This is a genomic window from Enterococcus sp. AZ067 (genome assembly GCF_051715005.1).
GTDB lineage: Bacteria > Bacillota > Bacilli > Lactobacillales > Enterococcaceae > Enterococcus_D > Enterococcus_D casseliflavus.
Map to the genome: position 1 here is coordinate 2,027,076 of NZ_JBIOSY010000001.1, position 15,068 is coordinate 2,042,143.

Consider the following 15,068-nt stretch of genomic DNA (forward strand, 5'->3'; position numbering starts at 1 on the left):
TCCTATTAGAGAACATAGCGTTTCGTAAAGTAATTAATTGCGTACCGACATTCATCCAGAGCATGGTTGTTTTTATCAACCGGGTAGCCATTATCATTACGAACATACATCCCTAACTCCTTAATAAAATAATAATGCCCATATTTACCTTCATGATCGTAAAGAAAAAAGCGTCCTTTTGATAAGGCGCTTTGCATACGTTCGATACCTATTTCAATTTTGGTTCCATTGCTGGTTACTTTGTCTTTTGAGTTGTTGTCTGCTTTTGTTGTAACAATACCCAAGACACGTAATTCCTCACTCAATGACTTACAGGCTGGATCGACAAAAAATTTCGAGTGCTTTGGCAGCCATGACCATTCTTGATAACACCACTCTTTAAACAACTTTATCTCTTTGGCATACTCGCTCATCGCTTTTGTGACACCAGTATCGGCTCCACTATGATAAAAGTTGGCCATTCGATAGAGATAATACTTTCCATCTTTCCACGTAACAAGGTTTAATGAACAAGTTGTCGCATCGCTTTGACCACCATCGGCACTGAAGAACACTTCTACAGGCTTGCCTATGATTTCATTTGTCATATGGGTATCTTCATTAAACATTGAATAGATCACACCCTCGGGCATCACACGATCACCTAGCCAGTCACGTTTGTAAAGATAATCAGAGACCTTACACTCTGCTTCCCATTCTTTTAATGATCGTTTCGTTAAAATAGGATTATCTTGTGGCCGCCAATGCCGAAACTTGTAAGAACCAGTTTCAATGAACTGCTTCAGTGTTTCAAGATTCGGATGATTTGGTGCCGGTGGGTTTTGTTCTGCAAGATGGTAACGAAAGCTTGAAGCCTTGGTCCGACGAAAAGCTTCTTCGATAACCGCCTTATTCAGAAGGTTAAACTCCAAGAATGTGACAGTCCCAAATGACATCCCAGTGATGGCACCCACAGCATTCACTTTTCCGCCGCCTTTATAGTAGATTCGCTTTTCCCCTGTGGGAAGATTGATCCATAAGTGGTCGCCATGCTCATCGTGTCGAATCTCCGCACAGCTGGCAAAGATATGTTCAAGACCAAACCCTTCACAATCCATAAACATTCGATATGCTTGTTCTTGGTTATATGCGAGTACAAGATGATTGGTATCTGGATGCCCTGCATAGATCAACGCCATCTTTTGTGCGTCTGACATCGTCTTGCCTGAACGAATCGTTCCCTCGTTCAATTCCATCCGAATCCCTTTGAGTGGTTGAAAAATATTTTCTTGTTGCTTAGTCGATAACTTCAACTGACTCATCTCGTCCACTCTCCTCATCTTCTTCTATTGGACCAATAAGCGCTTGGCCAATATCAATAAGGCCTTGTACTTTACTCTGTTCACCTTGTTTAAGCACAAGTTTAGCAGCTTTGTTTTCAAGGATATCAGCTTCGAAAGTTATTTTCCGTTTTTGTTCTTCCAACAATGCGACCCGACCATCTGATAGGGACAATTCATTAAGTTGCTTGATCGCTTTCGTCACCTGATTGCTAATGCGTGTCAAGGCGTCCTCAATGGCCAAGATATTATCTATCTTGCGGAACTGTTTTCTTGACACTTGAACATCCTTTAGAACTTCGCGCTTGATAGTAACGACCTTACCGTCCACAACAGTCGGTTCCTTAACCTTGCGCAACTGCTGCAGCCTTTCAATTTCTTCCTGATTTAGACCGTCCTCAGCATCCTTAATACGCTGCATCATCCGACGTTGGCGAATTTTCAGAAGTTTGATCTCCTCTGAAAGAATAAAAAAAGGATCATCACTCAAGCTTGAGTATATGTCCTTCTCATCATCTGATAAAAATTCCTCGAAAATTGTTTCGAACTCGCCAGTCTTCAAAGCGTTCTTATTCCCTTGAGGCGGAGAGGCATGAGCGTTCCCTTTATTGCCTTTTGCGTTTTGGTTGGCTTTAGGAGCACCTTTTTTATTTGGAGTACTCCTTTTGCTTTTCGGAGTACTCCGTTCATCTGATTGGAGTACTCCATTCAATTTTTGGGTCCATTTATCTTTTGACTTCCACGACCCAACTGTTTTTTCAGAGATGTTTAATTGCTTCGCTATTTCTCGATTCTGTATGTCACCGTTGGCTTTTCTATAAATATCAAAAGCTTCATCTCGTTTAGGATCTCTCTTCCTAGGCATTCAACTTACACCACCTCACGATCAATCTTAATTGAGTTTCGTTTTCTTATTTTTCAATTTGTTTTAGCATTAAATCTGCTTCAATCAGAACTTTCAAATCATTGATTGAGTTCAGTTTTATTTCTCCCGATTTCAAGTTATTAAGCCATTTTCCTAAGGCGACACGAATAATTTTCTTGTACTCATCGACTGACTCTTGCTCTTCTAAAGCCTTTTGGATCAGATATTCCATTTCACGATCTTGTGTTCCCATTGTTTAAGCCCTCCGCATTAGATATAATGCTAGAAGATACAGAGGGTATCGAAAGACCACGCGTGGGCATTCTCTGTATCTTCGGGGGCTTATAGTTCTCGTTGAAGGGTCGGTGTTAGCGCACCGGCCTCTTTTTTATTCTTCTAACAATACTACAGTTTTACCGGTCGCTTTCTCCCATCGATCGATAATCACATCACAAAAGATCGGGTCAAGTTCCATTGTGTAGCAAGACCGCTGCAACTGTTCACAGGTCATTAATGTGCTACCAGATCCTCCGAATAGATCGACTACAATGTCGCCGCGTTTTGAGCTATTCCTCACTGGAATTGCAATGAGAGATAGCGGCTTCTGTGTTGGATGATAATACTTCATGGCATCGTCCTTAGCGATCTGCCAAATACTCACGTCCGGAATATCTTGGATCAAGTCATCTTTCCAAACAGTAGTTTGTTTTCTATCGCCGTACCATTCAGGTGCTTGTTTCCGCTTGTGCGCATAAAACACCGGCTCGTGTTGCCAACGGTATTGACTCCACCCAAAAGTCGCATTGTTCTTAACCCAGATACACTGAGCTCTAACGTCAATTTCTGCAGCGTTCATTGCATTTTCGAACTCCCGTTGATACGATGAGCCATGAAAAACATAAATTGCCGCTTGATCATGCATGAGTTGCGAATAGTTCAGAAAAATTTGCTCTAAAAATCCAACGAAGTCATCATGATCCATATCATCATTGAGAATTTCACCTCGACCGGAATTCGTCAGTTCTTCGTTGCTAGACTTCACAGCAACGTTGTATGGCGGATCCGTTACAACTAAGTCTGCTTTATTCCCTTGCAATAGGCGATCAACATCAGTTTGATTAGTCGAATCACCGCAAAGCAAGAAATGCTTGCCTAGTTGCCAAAGTTGGCCACGTTTAGTTTTAGGTTCTGGATGATTTTCAATGTATTGGTTCACGTCAAAATCATCTTCAACAATTGGTTTATCAATGTCTTCTTGATAGTCAAAATCAGTAATTAAATCTTCGACTTCTTCAAGATCAAAACCACTTAAAGAGATATCTTCTTCTCCGAGTTCTTTTAAGAGAAAAGCTAACTTCTCTTCATCCCATTTACCAGAAATCTTATTGAGAGCCAAATTGAGAGCTTTTTCCTTCTCGAGATGTAAATCTACAACGGAAACCTCTATCTCCTCAAACAGGTCCAAATCTCGAGCCACAGCAACACGCTGATGCCCTCCTACGAGATTCCCTGTTTGTACATTAAAGATTGGAGGATCCACAAATCCAAATTCTAAGATGGATTGTTTCAATTTCTCATACTCTTCCATTCCTGGCTCGAGAGCTATACGAGGGTTGTAGTCTGCATTTTTTAATTCATCTAACTTCATTTTAGTAATTTTCATAGCTTCCTCCTATCCATAGTTGTCTTCAAATGTCTTCAAACTATTGATGAGACAATCTACCTAAGCGATTTCCGTTAGCATAATTTGGATTTCATTAGATGGTATTTTTCTAATTCCTATCAAACTTAAAATCTTCTTATTTTATTAAAAATTACATCTTATTTACTGTATAATAGGAAATAAAAAGAGAGGTGAACTGGCATGCCATATTATGTAATAAAAAAGAAAAAATTAAAGGTCTCGAATAATCGATTCGTAATTCACGATAGAGATTGCCCACGTATCAAAAAAAATGATAAAGTTACTGACATTGGTTTTCATACGGAATAAAATGCAGCGCTTCTCTATATTAGTTTAAAAAGGCCCTCTGCCAAGTTTTTCTTATGCAAGATTTGTTGTAAAGTACGTTCCTAATGAAAGGAAATATATTTCTTGTCTATTATGCTACCTTAAGCAGAAGAGTCTTTTATTACGAATGTGAAAAGCATGAAACTGGTTACCTACACACTAGTTATTTGAATTCCAGTGGAAATTTAATTTTTTCTTTGTTATAATATGCTGTAACAGGGACTCCTTTAATATGTATCTATAAGACTTCAACCCTGTTCCGCCACTGAGTATCAACAGCTCAGTGGCGTTTTTTTCGTCATTATGATATATTATATATATGTAAATTTCATTTATTTGATATTTACATAATGCCACCATCCCTCCAAGCATGGTGGCATTTTTTGTATATTTTATAATTAGATGTTATTATTTAAATAGGCAGATCCACTTTATCCAAAACATAACAGCTAACTATCTAATAAAGTCGTTATCTGCCTGAAGCTGCCGGATCTGACACCGGTAGCTTTTTTGTCCTTTAAAATAAAAAGCCACTCGACTGAGTGACTTCATTTTGTATTACAACCATCCCTAGCAATGATTGTTGTATTTACACGATGCTAGGTCGCTTGCCGGATTAGTTTCCGCTAATCGGCTAATTAATTGACGAGACCGGATTCGAACCGGCGACCTCTTGGCTATCCACCAAACGCTCTAGCCACTGAGCTACCCGTCACGACTTATAAAGAATACAATTAGGGTGGGACGGATTATCAGTCCGATCATATTACGTCCGACTTAACTAGTATGCGGAATCAACCTATTGTTTCTAATGCGTTATGTCACTGGAGTGGGATTGCACCACACACAAGAACTGATTAGGTTCTCACGAGGTTATTCACCATTGACCGTTGCGTCTCCTACTTCCGCCACAGTGACATAAAAAAGACGGCGAATGAAGATAAGGAGCGTTCTCAACTCCATTCGTTTTAGTTTTACCGTCTTTCTGTCAAAGAAGAATAAAGCGACAAGGGGATTAGCCCCCTTTCGGTTTATGAGTTAGTTTGTGAGTAGCCCATCAACCACATCTCTTAATCTTTCGACATTACCATATTATCATGGATTTTTGTCAAAAAACCCTACACTTTCCCTACAAAAACCCTATTTTTTCAGAGTTAATAATTTTCCTTTTTTGTAAGCATCCGCAAACTCGACCAGAGCGATTGCTTTTAGCTTTTCAACATTCTTGTCGCTATACCCGCCAATTAGGCTGCCGATTTCGTAATTTGACCGCTTCTCGAGATCGCAAAATGAATAGTAAAGTATTTGCCTGCTAACTAATCCAAGCTTGGCCAGTGCAGCGACAATTGCGTCTCTTTCAATTTCAGCGTCTATCCACTCCAGAAAAGCATCTTGTGATCCATTTTGCGCCCCGCTTCTGGGCATATCAGTAATAATTGGTGATTTCAGATCGATGGGCGCACGTTCTGAAATTCGGTTTAATCGTCGGTATTGAGATAAGACAGCTCGTGCATTCTTCTTCGTCTCTTTCTTATTGATTTCTGGAACTAAGGTCATAGCGCGTATCCCCCGATTTGTTATAATTCATTTAAGTCATGTATCAATAGGTTCAAGGAGAAGTCGGAGGAATCCGACTTTTTATTCCCCAGATTTCTTAAGAAATCATCCGTTATAGATTAAGCTTTCTTAATCTGTTTGAAATTTGTTATTTAAATATAGTAGCCTGTTTTTGAAGGCTAGTATCGAATCTCCTTTCAAAGACATGGGTATTTAGACGATAACATTTATTCGGTAATTACTAGCCTTCTCCTAGCGAGGCAAACAAACCCCACTTAGGCGTTGCTACTTCTATCACACCTCGCTAGGATCGTACATAAAATAAATATTGAGGTTATTGAAATGCAATGTTTAAATTGTAATAGTTTCAAAATAGCTTTTGTAAATCCACCAAAGAAAGTAAAATTTTTGTGTATCCTCGCCGATGAAAGTTTTCATCATTTTGAGCAAGGGAAACCTATAGTTCTTGATATGGCAATTTGTAGAGAATGTGGATTTGTTGAGTTTTTTTGCAATGCATTTACTAACCAACCTATTAATATAAATCAAATATTTCGATCTAGTTGATTATTGTATAGGATAGCCAACTCAAGCCTGCGATTGTCAGCAGCACTATGATGATTCCTTGGCTAGTTTTCATTGGCTTGCTCCTTTTCCAAAACTTTATAGCAATCGTCCCAAATTTCATCTGATACGCCGACGTAAATTGGACTTTCGCCAGATACGCTCACCAATTTTCCATTTTCGTAATAGCCATTAACCCAACCAATCCAACCTTTTTTAAAAACTTTTCGCATGGTTCCCCAATCTTCCCAATAGACGTCCTTAATTATTTCGATCTTAATTTTTCTGGTCATTATATCCCTCCGTCCATGATATAATCGCCATAGGAGGCGATCGTATGAAAATTACTGTTGATGCACGTGCTGTTATGAAAAATACTACCGACTATATTTTTGATGATTTGAAGTATGACTTCCCGCCAACCGAAATTGAACTGACTGACGATCCAAATGATTACGTGAACGCCCTATCAAAGATCATTCGTGAGTACAAAGATGAATTTATCCGCTGTCTTGAAATTGATTTTCTTATGAGAATGGCCATGGACTCGCATGAGCGCCTTGCTGAACATGGACTTGAGATTATTCCAGAAAAAGACTCCTAGCGGGTCTTTTTTCCGTTATCGCTGACGATAGCTGACTTATTTGTTTTTTTTCGATCTAAAGATTTTTTATTATCAAAAAATCAAATACCGACATTTTCAATTCATTTACATTAATTCTATTAATTAGTATATAATCTAACTGAAAGGTGGTTTATCTATGAAAAAAATTTGTTTTGTCTTAGTGCTCAATAATGTAATGACGTATACGCCATTATCTCCGGGACTTCTTTTTAAAAAAGATACAAGCCTTAAAGATTATTTCTCTCAGTTTTACGATGTTTCAGTAAATTATCTTAGGGACAAAGATAATGTTGACTACTTGGTCCTTCCTGAGCCATTCGTTCCTTTTGATAATGAAAACAACCTTCCTATCATAAAAGTTCCTTCTAAATTCTTTCTGACTAAAGATTTTGAAAAAATTAAAGAGTACATTGATGACTACTTTAAAGAAAACGATGATAAGTAACGCTATCCTCGATCGTTTATAGCCCTTACTGGTTGATATCATTATCAATCAGTTTTTTATTTCGTCGGATAACTGACTTGGTAAAATATAAATATGTTACAATACCTAAAAGGAGGTATTGTTTTGGGAACTTTTTTAGCTTTTATTTGGTATATTTTTATAGGATTTATGCTTTATGGAATCATCAGGTTAGCAGTTAAGCACGGAATTTTCGATTCCAAAAAAAATAATTTATGATTCTGTTGCTACTCTTTTAGGGTAGTTTTTTTTATTTCCACAATTTTGGTGAATAGTGGAATTACTCAAATTTCCGAATACCTTCATTTTTTTCTTTTGAAAATTGACAATTTATATTTAGGCGCTATAATTAGTACTTCTCGGGCATTAAATTGAAAAGGAAGTGTATTTATGTCAATTAAACAAATGCAATATGCAGAAAACAAAGAAGTAACATTATCCGAATTAGAATCATATACAAAGAAAATCATTCCTGAATTAGAACAAAATTATCAACATCTTAGCTTTGTATACGAATCAGAAGGTATTGTTTTAGGGAGAATCGTTGGTTTTATTCATTGGGATTATCTGCAAATTGAACTTTTCTATGTTTCTGATAATACACAAGGAAAAGGAATTGGAACCAAATTGTTAAATCATGTAGAGTCCATTGCCAAACAACAGGGGATATCCTATATTTTCTTAGAGACAATGAGCTTTAATGCACCTAAATTTTACGAAAAAAATGGTTATGAATTAGTCGGCCATATTGATAATTCTCCTTTAGAAACTCAAACTAGATTTTTCTATAAAAAATATATTTAAACTTACGAGTACATCTAAAGATCAACATTTCGTTGATCTTTTTTGAATACGTGCAGGTTTATAGTTTCTGTCTCTTTTGTATTGGACGCAGCACTTCTCAGCTTTTCAACTTCAAGTTCGCTGAATTCTTGCTTGCGCCGTTTCGGCAATTTTATCTTCTCAACTCGTATTCCTGGATCACGAGGGATGTATTCTTCAACATACAACCATCGGAAAAATCGAACGATGCATCCACGCTCTCTGGCCAATGTTCCTTTGGACACTTTATCCTTAATTTCTCGATTGGCAATAAATAATCTGATGTCATTTGTAGCGATATCCTTAAACGGCTTTCTTAGCGTCCTCATGAAGAGATTGATTGTTTGCATGTAAAGATTCAAAGTTCCGTCAGAAATCCCCTGAATCTTCTTTGAGACCACAAATTGACGATATGCGACAACGTCCGAGGTCTCGTCATACAAAACGAGTTCTCTTGATGGCTTAGTTAGTTCAAAATGCTCCAATCGCATCCTAAGGATGATTTGTAGCTTTCTTAGCTTCTCACCGTCAATGTCTTTTTCCATATCTGCTACGACCCATTTAATTAGTGATTCTTTGGTACTCATCGAATTAAACTCCACATGATCACTAACGTGACCAGAACCACGATGGCGTGAACTGCTTTATCTCGATGTTCTCTTTCCTTCGCAAGATTATTGATGCTTGCCAGTACTATGATTCCTAAGAAGAATAAAAATAGAGTCATTCATCTGCCTCGCTTTCACAGTCCTCGCAGTCTCTTGGATATCCCGGTGCTTCTCCATCGACGAAACTACCGCACCTTTGACAAATAAATCCATCAAACATATCGTCCACTACTTGAGACATTCTGCTTCCTCCTCTGCAGGTGTATTCTCTAATCGCCAGTTCATCCAGCGGTATTTACTGATACCTAAGGCATTGACAATTGCTTTCACACTATAGCCCGCATCAATCAAATTCATATAATCTTCGTAGGTGAATGTGTAAAAATCGATTGGCTCTAGTGGCCTTGAGTGATCCATGATCGGCGACCCTATTAATTTGCCGATCCGTTGGACTTGTTGCAATTCGTTTTTTGGGATATCCTCAACAGATCGATCCCCGATGATAAAAATCATTCTACGTCGATAAAATGATTTTTGCTGTTTGTTTAACATACGCTCCTCCTATCCAAACCGTTTTCTGATCTGAAAATCGTTGTTTATGAGTTCCGTCAACGTATCCTTTGGATACACTTTCTTTTTTCCCGTCCGCTTCTGATGCTGCTTGCATAACCACTCAAGCTTCTCTATTGTGTCATCATCCAGCGCATATCTAGGGCGTTTTTTCTTTGTAGGCACTAGGTGGGACACCTCCTATGTTAGGGTGGGACACCTTTTGAATTAATCCTTTATCCGGTAATACCGCTTTTTTCGGTCAGGTCGATTCTCCCGCAATTTTCTACTTAGGTTAGAGTGACTGATTGCGAACTTGGTACGCACCTCAGCTCTGTTTCCGGTGAAGATGACTTCGCCTTCATGGACCACCTCGATCAGTCCATTGATTCTGGTGTAAGGGGAAGTTGTTTCATCCTTAAAATACTCCCATGCGGCTCGAATTTCTGAGTTGGTATCAAAATCCGGATGCTCTGCTAGATACACTAGTCTTTTTCGCTCAATCATTCTTTTTCTGCGTTGCTCTTTGTTCAGGTAGCAGCTCCTTTCTTTTGATCCTGGTATGCCTTAAGCTTTGCTTCGATCTCTGCTTGACGCTTTGGATCCAACGTCGGCTCTGTTTCAGGATTTACAAATCTATCAGGCAGTTTTTCTTCTCGAACAAAATTCTTATTTCCCTGTTTCTTAGACTTTTCTGTTTTGATTTCAAATTTCAGCGTTTCAAACTTATCTCGGAGTTTTTTCGCACTCCGAATATTACCAAACCAAAAGCTGTTTGACGGTAGCCAACTCAATACATAATCAATTTGTTCAATCGTGTGTTGATCCTTTTCTTCCATGAGTCGAATAACATCTGCCCACTTGTCAAGATCCGCTTTTTTCATTTCTTTTGGAAAATCATCAATCAAATTATTTTGTAACTTAGAAGCGAGACGAAAGTGTTCGTCAGAATACTTTCTGGAAGAAGTTTCAACTTCTTCTTTATTTGTCTTATTAAATGTATTATTAAAAGATGTATTATTATCTCTTAAGTTTTCTTGGGTAGGGGTACCTAAATTTTCTTGGGTAGGGTATGCAACTATTCTTATATACCTATTCAAGATTTCTTTAGTACCCTCTCGGTAAATCAACTCTTTTGTAATGTAGCCATTATCAGTCAATGCTTTAATCCAACTTTGGATAGTTGTCTTGCTGACACCGTATAATTCCGCAAAGTATCGGTCGCCCGCCCAACAATATCCTTTTTCATTTGCTAAAGCTGTTATCTCGCCATAAAGCAGCTTTGCATTGGCAGTCAGTTTTTTATCGTATCGAACATTTGCAGGTATGATGGCAAAGTAACTTCTGTGTCCAGTCAAGACATTCGCCCCCTTATCGTGTTCTTACAGGTGTTACTATAAATTGATACTTGCCTTCTTCAAGTTCCGCAATTACGGGTCTGATTGGTGATCCAATGAAAAGTTCAACATCATCCACTGCGTATCGCTGTTTGGCATCGAGCATAAAGTTGACCATCTTCAACAGGTTTTCAGCAGAAAAGCTGAGTTCCATTGATTCTCCCTCATACTTGCAGCCAACAGTGATCGAGATTGGCACTTCTGAGTTGCTATGATTATTCGTGATCTCTACTTTCTCAGAATCCAAGTGTAAGGTGACAATATTTGAAAAACTGCCTTCTTTCAGAGCAAGAAGGACTCGTTTAAAGACACTCAAGCTTATTTTCAGTTTATTTTGTTTGTTATCTTTAACGAAATTGTTGTCTGTATCTGGGTATTTTAGGTCTTTAAACTCCAATGTTCGTACATTTTGAATAAGCGTTTGATTGATGTCATGAAAATTGTTGATTCGTAGCATAACATGTCCGTCTGTTGCTCTTAGGCTCCCATCTTCATGATACTGAACACACTGCAATGCTGGTCGTGATGCATGCTGGCAAACGATTTTTTTCAAATGTTGATGTAATTTATTATCTTGCATGATTTTTATCCTCCAATCGCTTTTTGGAATAATTCTTCATCGTGATATTCTTGATCAAATCTAAGTATCTGTGCATTAGACATTATGCCGATTTTGATCAATGCTTCTTTATCTAGAAATACTGGTGTAACCAAGAAATCATTTAACAGTTGTAGCTCTCCGATTGCGTGAGCAATGTTGTGGTGTACCCAACATAGACTTGCAAAAGGAAATAGCCGATGATCGACCTTGTTTCGTTTTCTCTTCCCTACCGCTTTTACATGATGAATTTGAGCATGTGGCTTCCCACATACACAACACCTGCGGTACTTGCAGCAAAAGTAAAAGAATTTTTCGTACTCGAGCAGATAGTCATAACGTTTGGGAAGCGGAATCCCTTCGCTTAGTACGTGTTCAATCAAGAATTCGATCCATCGGTTCATTTCAGTCATTGACGCTTCAGCGTGGCTAAATTCGATCTTATGCCCTTCTTTGTACAAATCTTTCATCATCTGCTTCGCCTTGTGCAATGGCAATTCCTGATGCTTTGCAATATCCTTGATCAACGCATGAGCCAAAGCATTCTGCTTGGCAGACTTCGGCTCATTATCGATCAATTTGACTTCCACTAAGTTCTCTTTTTCTCGAGCAAGTAATTTCAAAAATTCCGGATTGATTTCTTCTTCAAACTCAAGCATTAAGCGCTTATTTTCGTGATAAACAACCTTTCCAAGCATTATTCACTCACTTTAACGACTTCAATCCCAAACTCAACAATGCTTTTATTTAACAAAAAGAATTGATCATCGGTTCCTCTAAGTTTTAATGTCACAGTTTTTCCATCTTTAACTATTTCATTTTTTTCAACTGAATTCTCAAGAATCTCACCAGTTTCTTCATCGTGTCTCATTGAGCGAACAGGCTCATTTTGTTCCACTTCCTGAATAACCTTTGCGGCCGCCGCGAGGCGTCGTTGTTTTTCTGCTACTACTTGCTTTATTTGATCAATCACTTCCTGCAATTCATGTCCTTGGTCGATCCATCGTACCCAAGAAACAGGATCCAATCCCATTGCTTCCGCGTAATTTTCGATTACTTGTTTATTCGCAGCCAACGTCTGCTTCTCAGAAACAATCTCGTTGATCTTCTCAGTGATTTCTTTAACGATTGCTGCTTTCAATTCACCTTTGGCCAAAGTGAAAGCACCTTTGTTCGTCCACTGATCAAGAATTTCGATTTGGTCAGGATCGACTCCCACGACACTGCATAATTCATTGACTTTTGCCTGTACTTTCTCCTGTCGACCTTCTCGCTCCTGCGTTTCAAATTTTTCAAGGCTTTGAGCGATTCCTTCTTTGGCTTGATCGATCTGACTAACAAACTCTTTAATTTTGTCTTCAAAAGCGTCGAGAGGTTCAGAGTAGCCTTTTTTCACTTCTTTACGCTTTGCATCTAAAAGCTTGATGATGTTGTTGAGAGACGTTCGAGCATCTTTTGCCCCCTGAATATCTCCTTCAGTAAACGTCAAGCTCTTATAATGCTTCACCGTATTTTCGACTAGTTTTGCTAGTTCTGCTTCGTTTTGGATTGAAATGGTGCTCGGTGTGTAATCGATATGAATTATCGTGTCAGGTTTAATTAATTCATTCATCTGCTATTTCCCCCAGGTAAATTTCTTTGTTTCTGGCTTAGATGCCTTCGTTTCCTCTGCCACTCTCTCTTTTAGCTGTAATTCAGCTCTCTTGCCCATCGCCTTGACGGTTCCAATCACCTGTGCATACATGTCCGGTGTCACATCCTCTATACGTGCGAAAGTATTAACGCCCAAGACATTTGCCTCAATTTCCTCATACGGCTTATTCGTCAATTCCGCAACGCCATTAGCATAGTGCTTGAAATACTTAAAGAACACTTCCTGTTCGGTCTTCTCAGGCTCTTCCTCGTCCTGGTTCATAGAATCTGGATCAATACCATCATCCACTAGGTAAAGACCTTGCAAGGCGTATTTACGTGCATAGGAAGAAGCAGAGCCGGTAAGTTGACTGTCGTCCATTTTGGATTTCGATTCTGCTTCTCGTGCGTATGCATCAATACTGATGGATTCTTCCCCATCAGTGAGCGTTGCGGTAGCACGGATATAAAAACGACCTTCGATGAATAGAGGAACGTCTGTTAAGGTCAATAAAAGTCCATGTTCTAAATTATGCTTTTTGACAGCTTTCAAAATATCCTCTGCATTGCGGAAGTTAAATCCGCCATATTCACTAAAGTTATTCTTTGGCACTTTTAACTCTGATTGGATATGGATCAATTTCTGTTGAATTGTTAATTCTTCTGTGGTCATAATGGCACCGGCTTTCCTAATTTTTCTTGGGTATAGCGCAATAAATCGTCTTCATGAACAAATTGATCATCAATCGAGTAAACCATTTCCCCTGCGAAAAGAGGATCACCTTTCCAATCGAATGCAATTGGTGTCGGTTCATCTTTCGGAAACTGTCTTGCTCCTAAAGAATCGAAGGCGCTCATTCAAATTCACCTCGCATAATCCGGTTCAAAACATCCGGAAGATCCGCCAGATCATTTAGTACAAAGGTATGACCGTTGACCTCATCTTGTTGAACCGTTGTACTTTTCAAAGCTTCTAATGCGGTTTTCCGTAAAAGTGCTGCAGGAACTGGGAGTTGTTTGTCCAGATTCCGATCTTCCATCGCTAAACACAATCCTATGTCCATAATATTTCCAAGAGCAATGACGTTAGCTTTTCCTTTTTTTTGCATCGTGCAAAGTAAGGACACCCCTTCCTTACGACATTCATCTTGTAGCTGTCTCGCTAAATCTTTCATTTTTTCATTCATAATGCTATAATCTCCTTGAGTAATTCTTTATTTTTTGTTTTGGCTTACACTAGCGGGAACTGGTGTAGGCCCTTTTTTGTGTTTTGTTACTTTGGCTTGGATCTGTGTTAGATTTACACCTGCCAACGTCGCTTCTGAAATTTCAGAGCGCCACTGTTTTCGGTTCAACTGTAAGTTTTGAGCTTGTGTGACTAACTTCAAATTCTCCATGGTAATGTTTTGCTTGTTGCCATCAAGAAAAATCAGTACAAAGCCCGGAGGGATTTTCCCATGCACTTTTTCCCATTCCAATTTATGTTTGGGGCGCCAGCGTTTATGCCATGGGCCATCGTCTTGCACTTTTACTATCACATAGCCATCACGATCGATACGTTCGGTGCCTACTGGCTTATGATTTCGGGCAGGCTGCCCTTTCTTGAATGATGTCTTATTACCTCCAACATTGAACATTCCTTTGGTTCCCTTATTTATAGGCACATGTCCTCTTTCAAAATAGCCTGTTAATCCACTACTTAACTTATGATTTGCCTTCCATCCTTTGATTTGGGCAATCGTTATTTGGAGCCCAAACGTATGATTGATTAACTCGGCTAGATCTTTATTGCTTTTTCCTTGTACATTTTTTCTGATAAATCGCTCTTGCTCATCAGAAAAAATCCTTTTCCCTTGATTCGCCTTCACACCTCTAAGTGATGCGGGAATCCCACTTCGGATCTTATAATTACTTCGAAGGCTCTTTATTTTATTTTCAGTCAGTTGCATATTAAATTTTTGATTGAACATCTCAGTGACTTCCTCAGTGAATCGGCCCGGCGTGATTTCTTTTAGATAATCGATCATTTCTTTGGTGTATATTTTTTTAGGCATAAAA

20 protein-coding genes and 1 tRNA gene are annotated in these 15,068 nt (G+C 38.8%); 3 read left to right on the forward strand and 18 right to left on the reverse strand.

Annotated elements, in window-relative coordinates; all coding sequences use genetic code 11:
- Nucleotides 1–5: 5 nt before the first annotated feature.
- From IGI82_RS09605 to IGI82_RS09635, 7 genes are all read right to left on the reverse strand, one after another.
- The gene (locus tag IGI82_RS09605; protein ID WP_438842118.1) at nucleotides 6–1,301 is read right to left on the reverse strand and encodes a PBSX family phage terminase large subunit; all 1,296 of its coding nucleotides are present in this window, start codon (nucleotides 1,299–1,301) and stop codon (nucleotides 6–8) included.
- The gene (gene terS / locus IGI82_RS09610) at nucleotides 1,276–2,184 is read right to left on the reverse strand and encodes a phage terminase small subunit (protein WP_438842119.1); all 909 of its coding nucleotides are present in this window, start codon (nucleotides 2,182–2,184) and stop codon (nucleotides 1,276–1,278) included. Before terS ends, IGI82_RS09605 begins: the two co-directional genes overlap by 26 nt.
- Before the next feature lie 46 nt (nucleotides 2,185–2,230).
- A complete protein-coding gene (locus IGI82_RS09615) occupies nucleotides 2,231–2,437 on the reverse strand; it encodes a hypothetical protein (protein ID WP_128432867.1) in 207 nt (68 codons plus the stop codon).
- 135 nt (nucleotides 2,438–2,572) lie between these two features.
- Nucleotides 2,573–3,847, reverse strand: a complete 1,275-nt coding sequence (locus IGI82_RS09620; RefSeq protein ID WP_128432866.1) for a site-specific DNA-methyltransferase — start codon at nucleotides 3,845–3,847, stop codon at nucleotides 2,573–2,575.
- A 990-nt stretch (nucleotides 3,848–4,837) separates the two neighbouring features.
- Nucleotides 4,838–4,910 (reverse strand) — tRNA-Ile (locus IGI82_RS09625).
- 425 nt (nucleotides 4,911–5,335) lie between these two features.
- Entirely contained in the window at nucleotides 5,336–5,752 is a 417-nt protein-coding gene (locus tag IGI82_RS09630) for an ArpU family phage packaging/lysis transcriptional regulator (RefSeq protein ID WP_438842120.1), read from the reverse strand.
- A 629-nt stretch (nucleotides 5,753–6,381) separates the two neighbouring features.
- Nucleotides 6,382–6,609: a hypothetical protein gene (locus IGI82_RS09635; protein ID WP_438842121.1), complete on the reverse strand. Its 228-nt coding sequence runs from the start codon at nucleotides 6,607–6,609 to the stop codon at nucleotides 6,382–6,384.
- A gap of 44 nt (nucleotides 6,610–6,653) precedes the next feature.
- Between IGI82_RS09635 and IGI82_RS09640 the strand changes: the two genes are divergently transcribed.
- The 3 genes from IGI82_RS09640 to IGI82_RS09650 all read left to right on the forward strand — a co-directional run bounded on the left by IGI82_RS09640 (nucleotide 6,654) and on the right by IGI82_RS09650 (nucleotide 8,208).
- Nucleotides 6,654–6,920, forward strand: a complete 267-nt coding sequence (locus IGI82_RS09640) for a hypothetical protein (RefSeq protein ID WP_128432864.1) — start codon at nucleotides 6,654–6,656, stop codon at nucleotides 6,918–6,920.
- A gap of 157 nt (nucleotides 6,921–7,077) precedes the next feature.
- Entirely contained in the window at nucleotides 7,078–7,386 is a 309-nt protein-coding gene (locus IGI82_RS09645; protein ID WP_086372900.1) for a hypothetical protein, read from the forward strand.
- Between the two features lie 408 nt (nucleotides 7,387–7,794).
- Nucleotides 7,795–8,208, forward strand: a complete 414-nt coding sequence (locus IGI82_RS09650) for a GNAT family N-acetyltransferase (RefSeq protein ID WP_438842122.1) — start codon at nucleotides 7,795–7,797, stop codon at nucleotides 8,206–8,208.
- A 14-nt stretch (nucleotides 8,209–8,222) separates the two neighbouring features.
- On the opposite strand, the gene IGI82_RS09655 is transcribed toward IGI82_RS09650, so the two are convergent.
- The 11 genes from IGI82_RS09655 to IGI82_RS09705 form a co-directional block, all read right to left on the reverse strand.
- Nucleotides 8,223–8,813, reverse strand: coding sequence for a phage integrase N-terminal SAM-like domain-containing protein (locus IGI82_RS09655; RefSeq protein WP_438842123.1), 591 nt, complete (start codon nucleotides 8,811–8,813; stop codon nucleotides 8,223–8,225).
- A complete protein-coding gene (locus IGI82_RS09660) occupies nucleotides 8,810–8,953 on the reverse strand; it encodes a hypothetical protein (protein ID WP_164888631.1) in 144 nt (47 codons plus the stop codon). Before IGI82_RS09660 ends, IGI82_RS09655 begins: the two co-directional genes overlap by 4 nt.
- 109 nt (nucleotides 8,954–9,062) lie before the next feature.
- Nucleotides 9,063–9,386 carry a hypothetical protein gene (locus IGI82_RS09665; protein ID WP_086372898.1) on the reverse strand — a complete coding sequence of 108 codons (324 nt, stop codon included), beginning with the start codon at nucleotides 9,384–9,386 and terminating at the stop codon, nucleotides 9,063–9,065.
- Nucleotides 9,387–9,913: 527 nt separating this feature from the next.
- Nucleotides 9,914–10,741: a helix-turn-helix domain-containing protein gene (locus tag IGI82_RS09670; RefSeq protein WP_128432863.1), complete on the reverse strand. Its 828-nt coding sequence runs from the start codon at nucleotides 10,739–10,741 to the stop codon at nucleotides 9,914–9,916.
- A 13-nt stretch (nucleotides 10,742–10,754) separates the two neighbouring features.
- Nucleotides 10,755–11,360, reverse strand: coding sequence for a hypothetical protein (locus IGI82_RS09675; protein ID WP_438842124.1), 606 nt, complete (start codon nucleotides 11,358–11,360; stop codon nucleotides 10,755–10,757).
- Nucleotides 11,361–11,365: 5 nt separating this feature from the next.
- Nucleotides 11,366–12,076: a putative HNHc nuclease gene (locus IGI82_RS09680; RefSeq protein WP_086372894.1), complete on the reverse strand. Its 711-nt coding sequence runs from the start codon at nucleotides 12,074–12,076 to the stop codon at nucleotides 11,366–11,368.
- Nucleotides 12,076–12,990, reverse strand: coding sequence for a DUF1351 domain-containing protein (locus tag IGI82_RS09685; protein ID WP_438842125.1), 915 nt, complete (start codon nucleotides 12,988–12,990; stop codon nucleotides 12,076–12,078). The genes IGI82_RS09680 and IGI82_RS09685 overlap by 1 nt, the downstream gene beginning before the upstream one ends.
- Nucleotides 12,991–12,993: 3 nt before the next feature.
- Nucleotides 12,994–13,683, reverse strand: a complete 690-nt coding sequence (locus IGI82_RS09690) for an ERF family protein (RefSeq protein ID WP_438842126.1) — start codon at nucleotides 13,681–13,683, stop codon at nucleotides 12,994–12,996.
- Nucleotides 13,680–13,868 (reverse strand): hypothetical protein, encoded by a 189-nt coding sequence (locus IGI82_RS09695; RefSeq protein ID WP_086372891.1) that lies wholly within the window; start codon nucleotides 13,866–13,868, stop codon nucleotides 13,680–13,682. The genes IGI82_RS09690 and IGI82_RS09695 overlap by 4 nt, the downstream gene beginning before the upstream one ends.
- On the reverse strand, nucleotides 13,865–14,197 hold the full coding sequence (locus IGI82_RS09700) for a hypothetical protein (RefSeq protein WP_438842127.1): 333 nt from the start codon (nucleotides 14,195–14,197) through the stop codon (nucleotides 13,865–13,867). Before IGI82_RS09700 ends, IGI82_RS09695 begins: the two co-directional genes overlap by 4 nt.
- Nucleotides 14,198–14,224: 27 nt before the next feature.
- Nucleotides 14,225–15,064, reverse strand: coding sequence for an HNH endonuclease signature motif containing protein (locus tag IGI82_RS09705; protein WP_086372889.1), 840 nt, complete (start codon nucleotides 15,062–15,064; stop codon nucleotides 14,225–14,227).
- Nucleotides 15,065–15,068 lie beyond the last annotated feature (4 nt).

Bases quoted from the DNA above. Each gene is read 5' to 3' on its own strand.
- IGI82_RS09605 (WP_438842118.1), bottom strand. From the start codon at position 1,301: ATGAGTCAGTTGAAGTTATCGACTAAGCAACAAGAAAATATTTTTCAA.
- terS (WP_438842119.1), bottom strand. From the start codon at position 2,184: ATGCCTAGGAAGAGAGATCCTAAACGAGATGAAGCTTTTGATATTTAT.
- IGI82_RS09615 (WP_128432867.1), bottom strand. From the start codon at position 2,437: ATGGGAACACAAGATCGTGAAATGGAATATCTGATCCAAAAGGCTTTA.
- IGI82_RS09620 (WP_128432866.1), bottom strand. From the start codon at position 3,847: ATGAAAATTACTAAAATGAAGTTAGATGAATTAAAAAATGCAGACTAC.
- IGI82_RS09630 (WP_438842120.1), bottom strand. From the start codon at position 5,752: ATGACCTTAGTTCCAGAAATCAATAAGAAAGAGACGAAGAAGAATGCA.
- IGI82_RS09635 (WP_438842121.1), bottom strand. From the start codon at position 6,609: ATGACCAGAAAAATTAAGATCGAAATAATTAAGGACGTCTATTGGGAA.
- IGI82_RS09640 (WP_128432864.1), top strand. From the start codon at position 6,654: ATGAAAATTACTGTTGATGCACGTGCTGTTATGAAAAATACTACCGAC.
- IGI82_RS09645 (WP_086372900.1), top strand. From the start codon at position 7,078: ATGAAAAAAATTTGTTTTGTCTTAGTGCTCAATAATGTAATGACGTAT.
- IGI82_RS09650 (WP_438842122.1), top strand. From the start codon at position 7,795: ATGTCAATTAAACAAATGCAATATGCAGAAAACAAAGAAGTAACATTA.
- IGI82_RS09655 (WP_438842123.1), bottom strand. From the start codon at position 8,813: ATGAGTACCAAAGAATCACTAATTAAATGGGTCGTAGCAGATATGGAA.
- IGI82_RS09660 (WP_164888631.1), bottom strand. From the start codon at position 8,953: ATGACTCTATTTTTATTCTTCTTAGGAATCATAGTACTGGCAAGCATC.
- IGI82_RS09665 (WP_086372898.1), bottom strand. From the start codon at position 9,386: ATGTTAAACAAACAGCAAAAATCATTTTATCGACGTAGAATGATTTTT.
- IGI82_RS09675 (WP_438842124.1), bottom strand. From the start codon at position 11,360: ATGCAAGATAATAAATTACATCAACATTTGAAAAAAATCGTTTGCCAG.
- IGI82_RS09680 (WP_086372894.1), bottom strand. From the start codon at position 12,076: ATGCTTGGAAAGGTTGTTTATCACGAAAATAAGCGCTTAATGCTTGAG.
- IGI82_RS09685 (WP_438842125.1), bottom strand. From the start codon at position 12,990: ATGAATGAATTAATTAAACCTGACACGATAATTCATATCGATTACACA.
- IGI82_RS09690 (WP_438842126.1), bottom strand. From the start codon at position 13,683: ATGACCACAGAAGAATTAACAATTCAACAGAAATTGATCCATATCCAA.
- IGI82_RS09695 (WP_086372891.1), bottom strand. From the start codon at position 13,868: ATGAGCGCCTTCGATTCTTTAGGAGCAAGACAGTTTCCGAAAGATGAA.
- IGI82_RS09700 (WP_438842127.1), bottom strand. From the start codon at position 14,197: ATGAATGAAAAAATGAAAGATTTAGCGAGACAGCTACAAGATGAATGT.
- IGI82_RS09705 (WP_086372889.1), bottom strand. From the start codon at position 15,064: ATGCCTAAAAAAATATACACCAAAGAAATGATCGATTATCTAAAAGAA.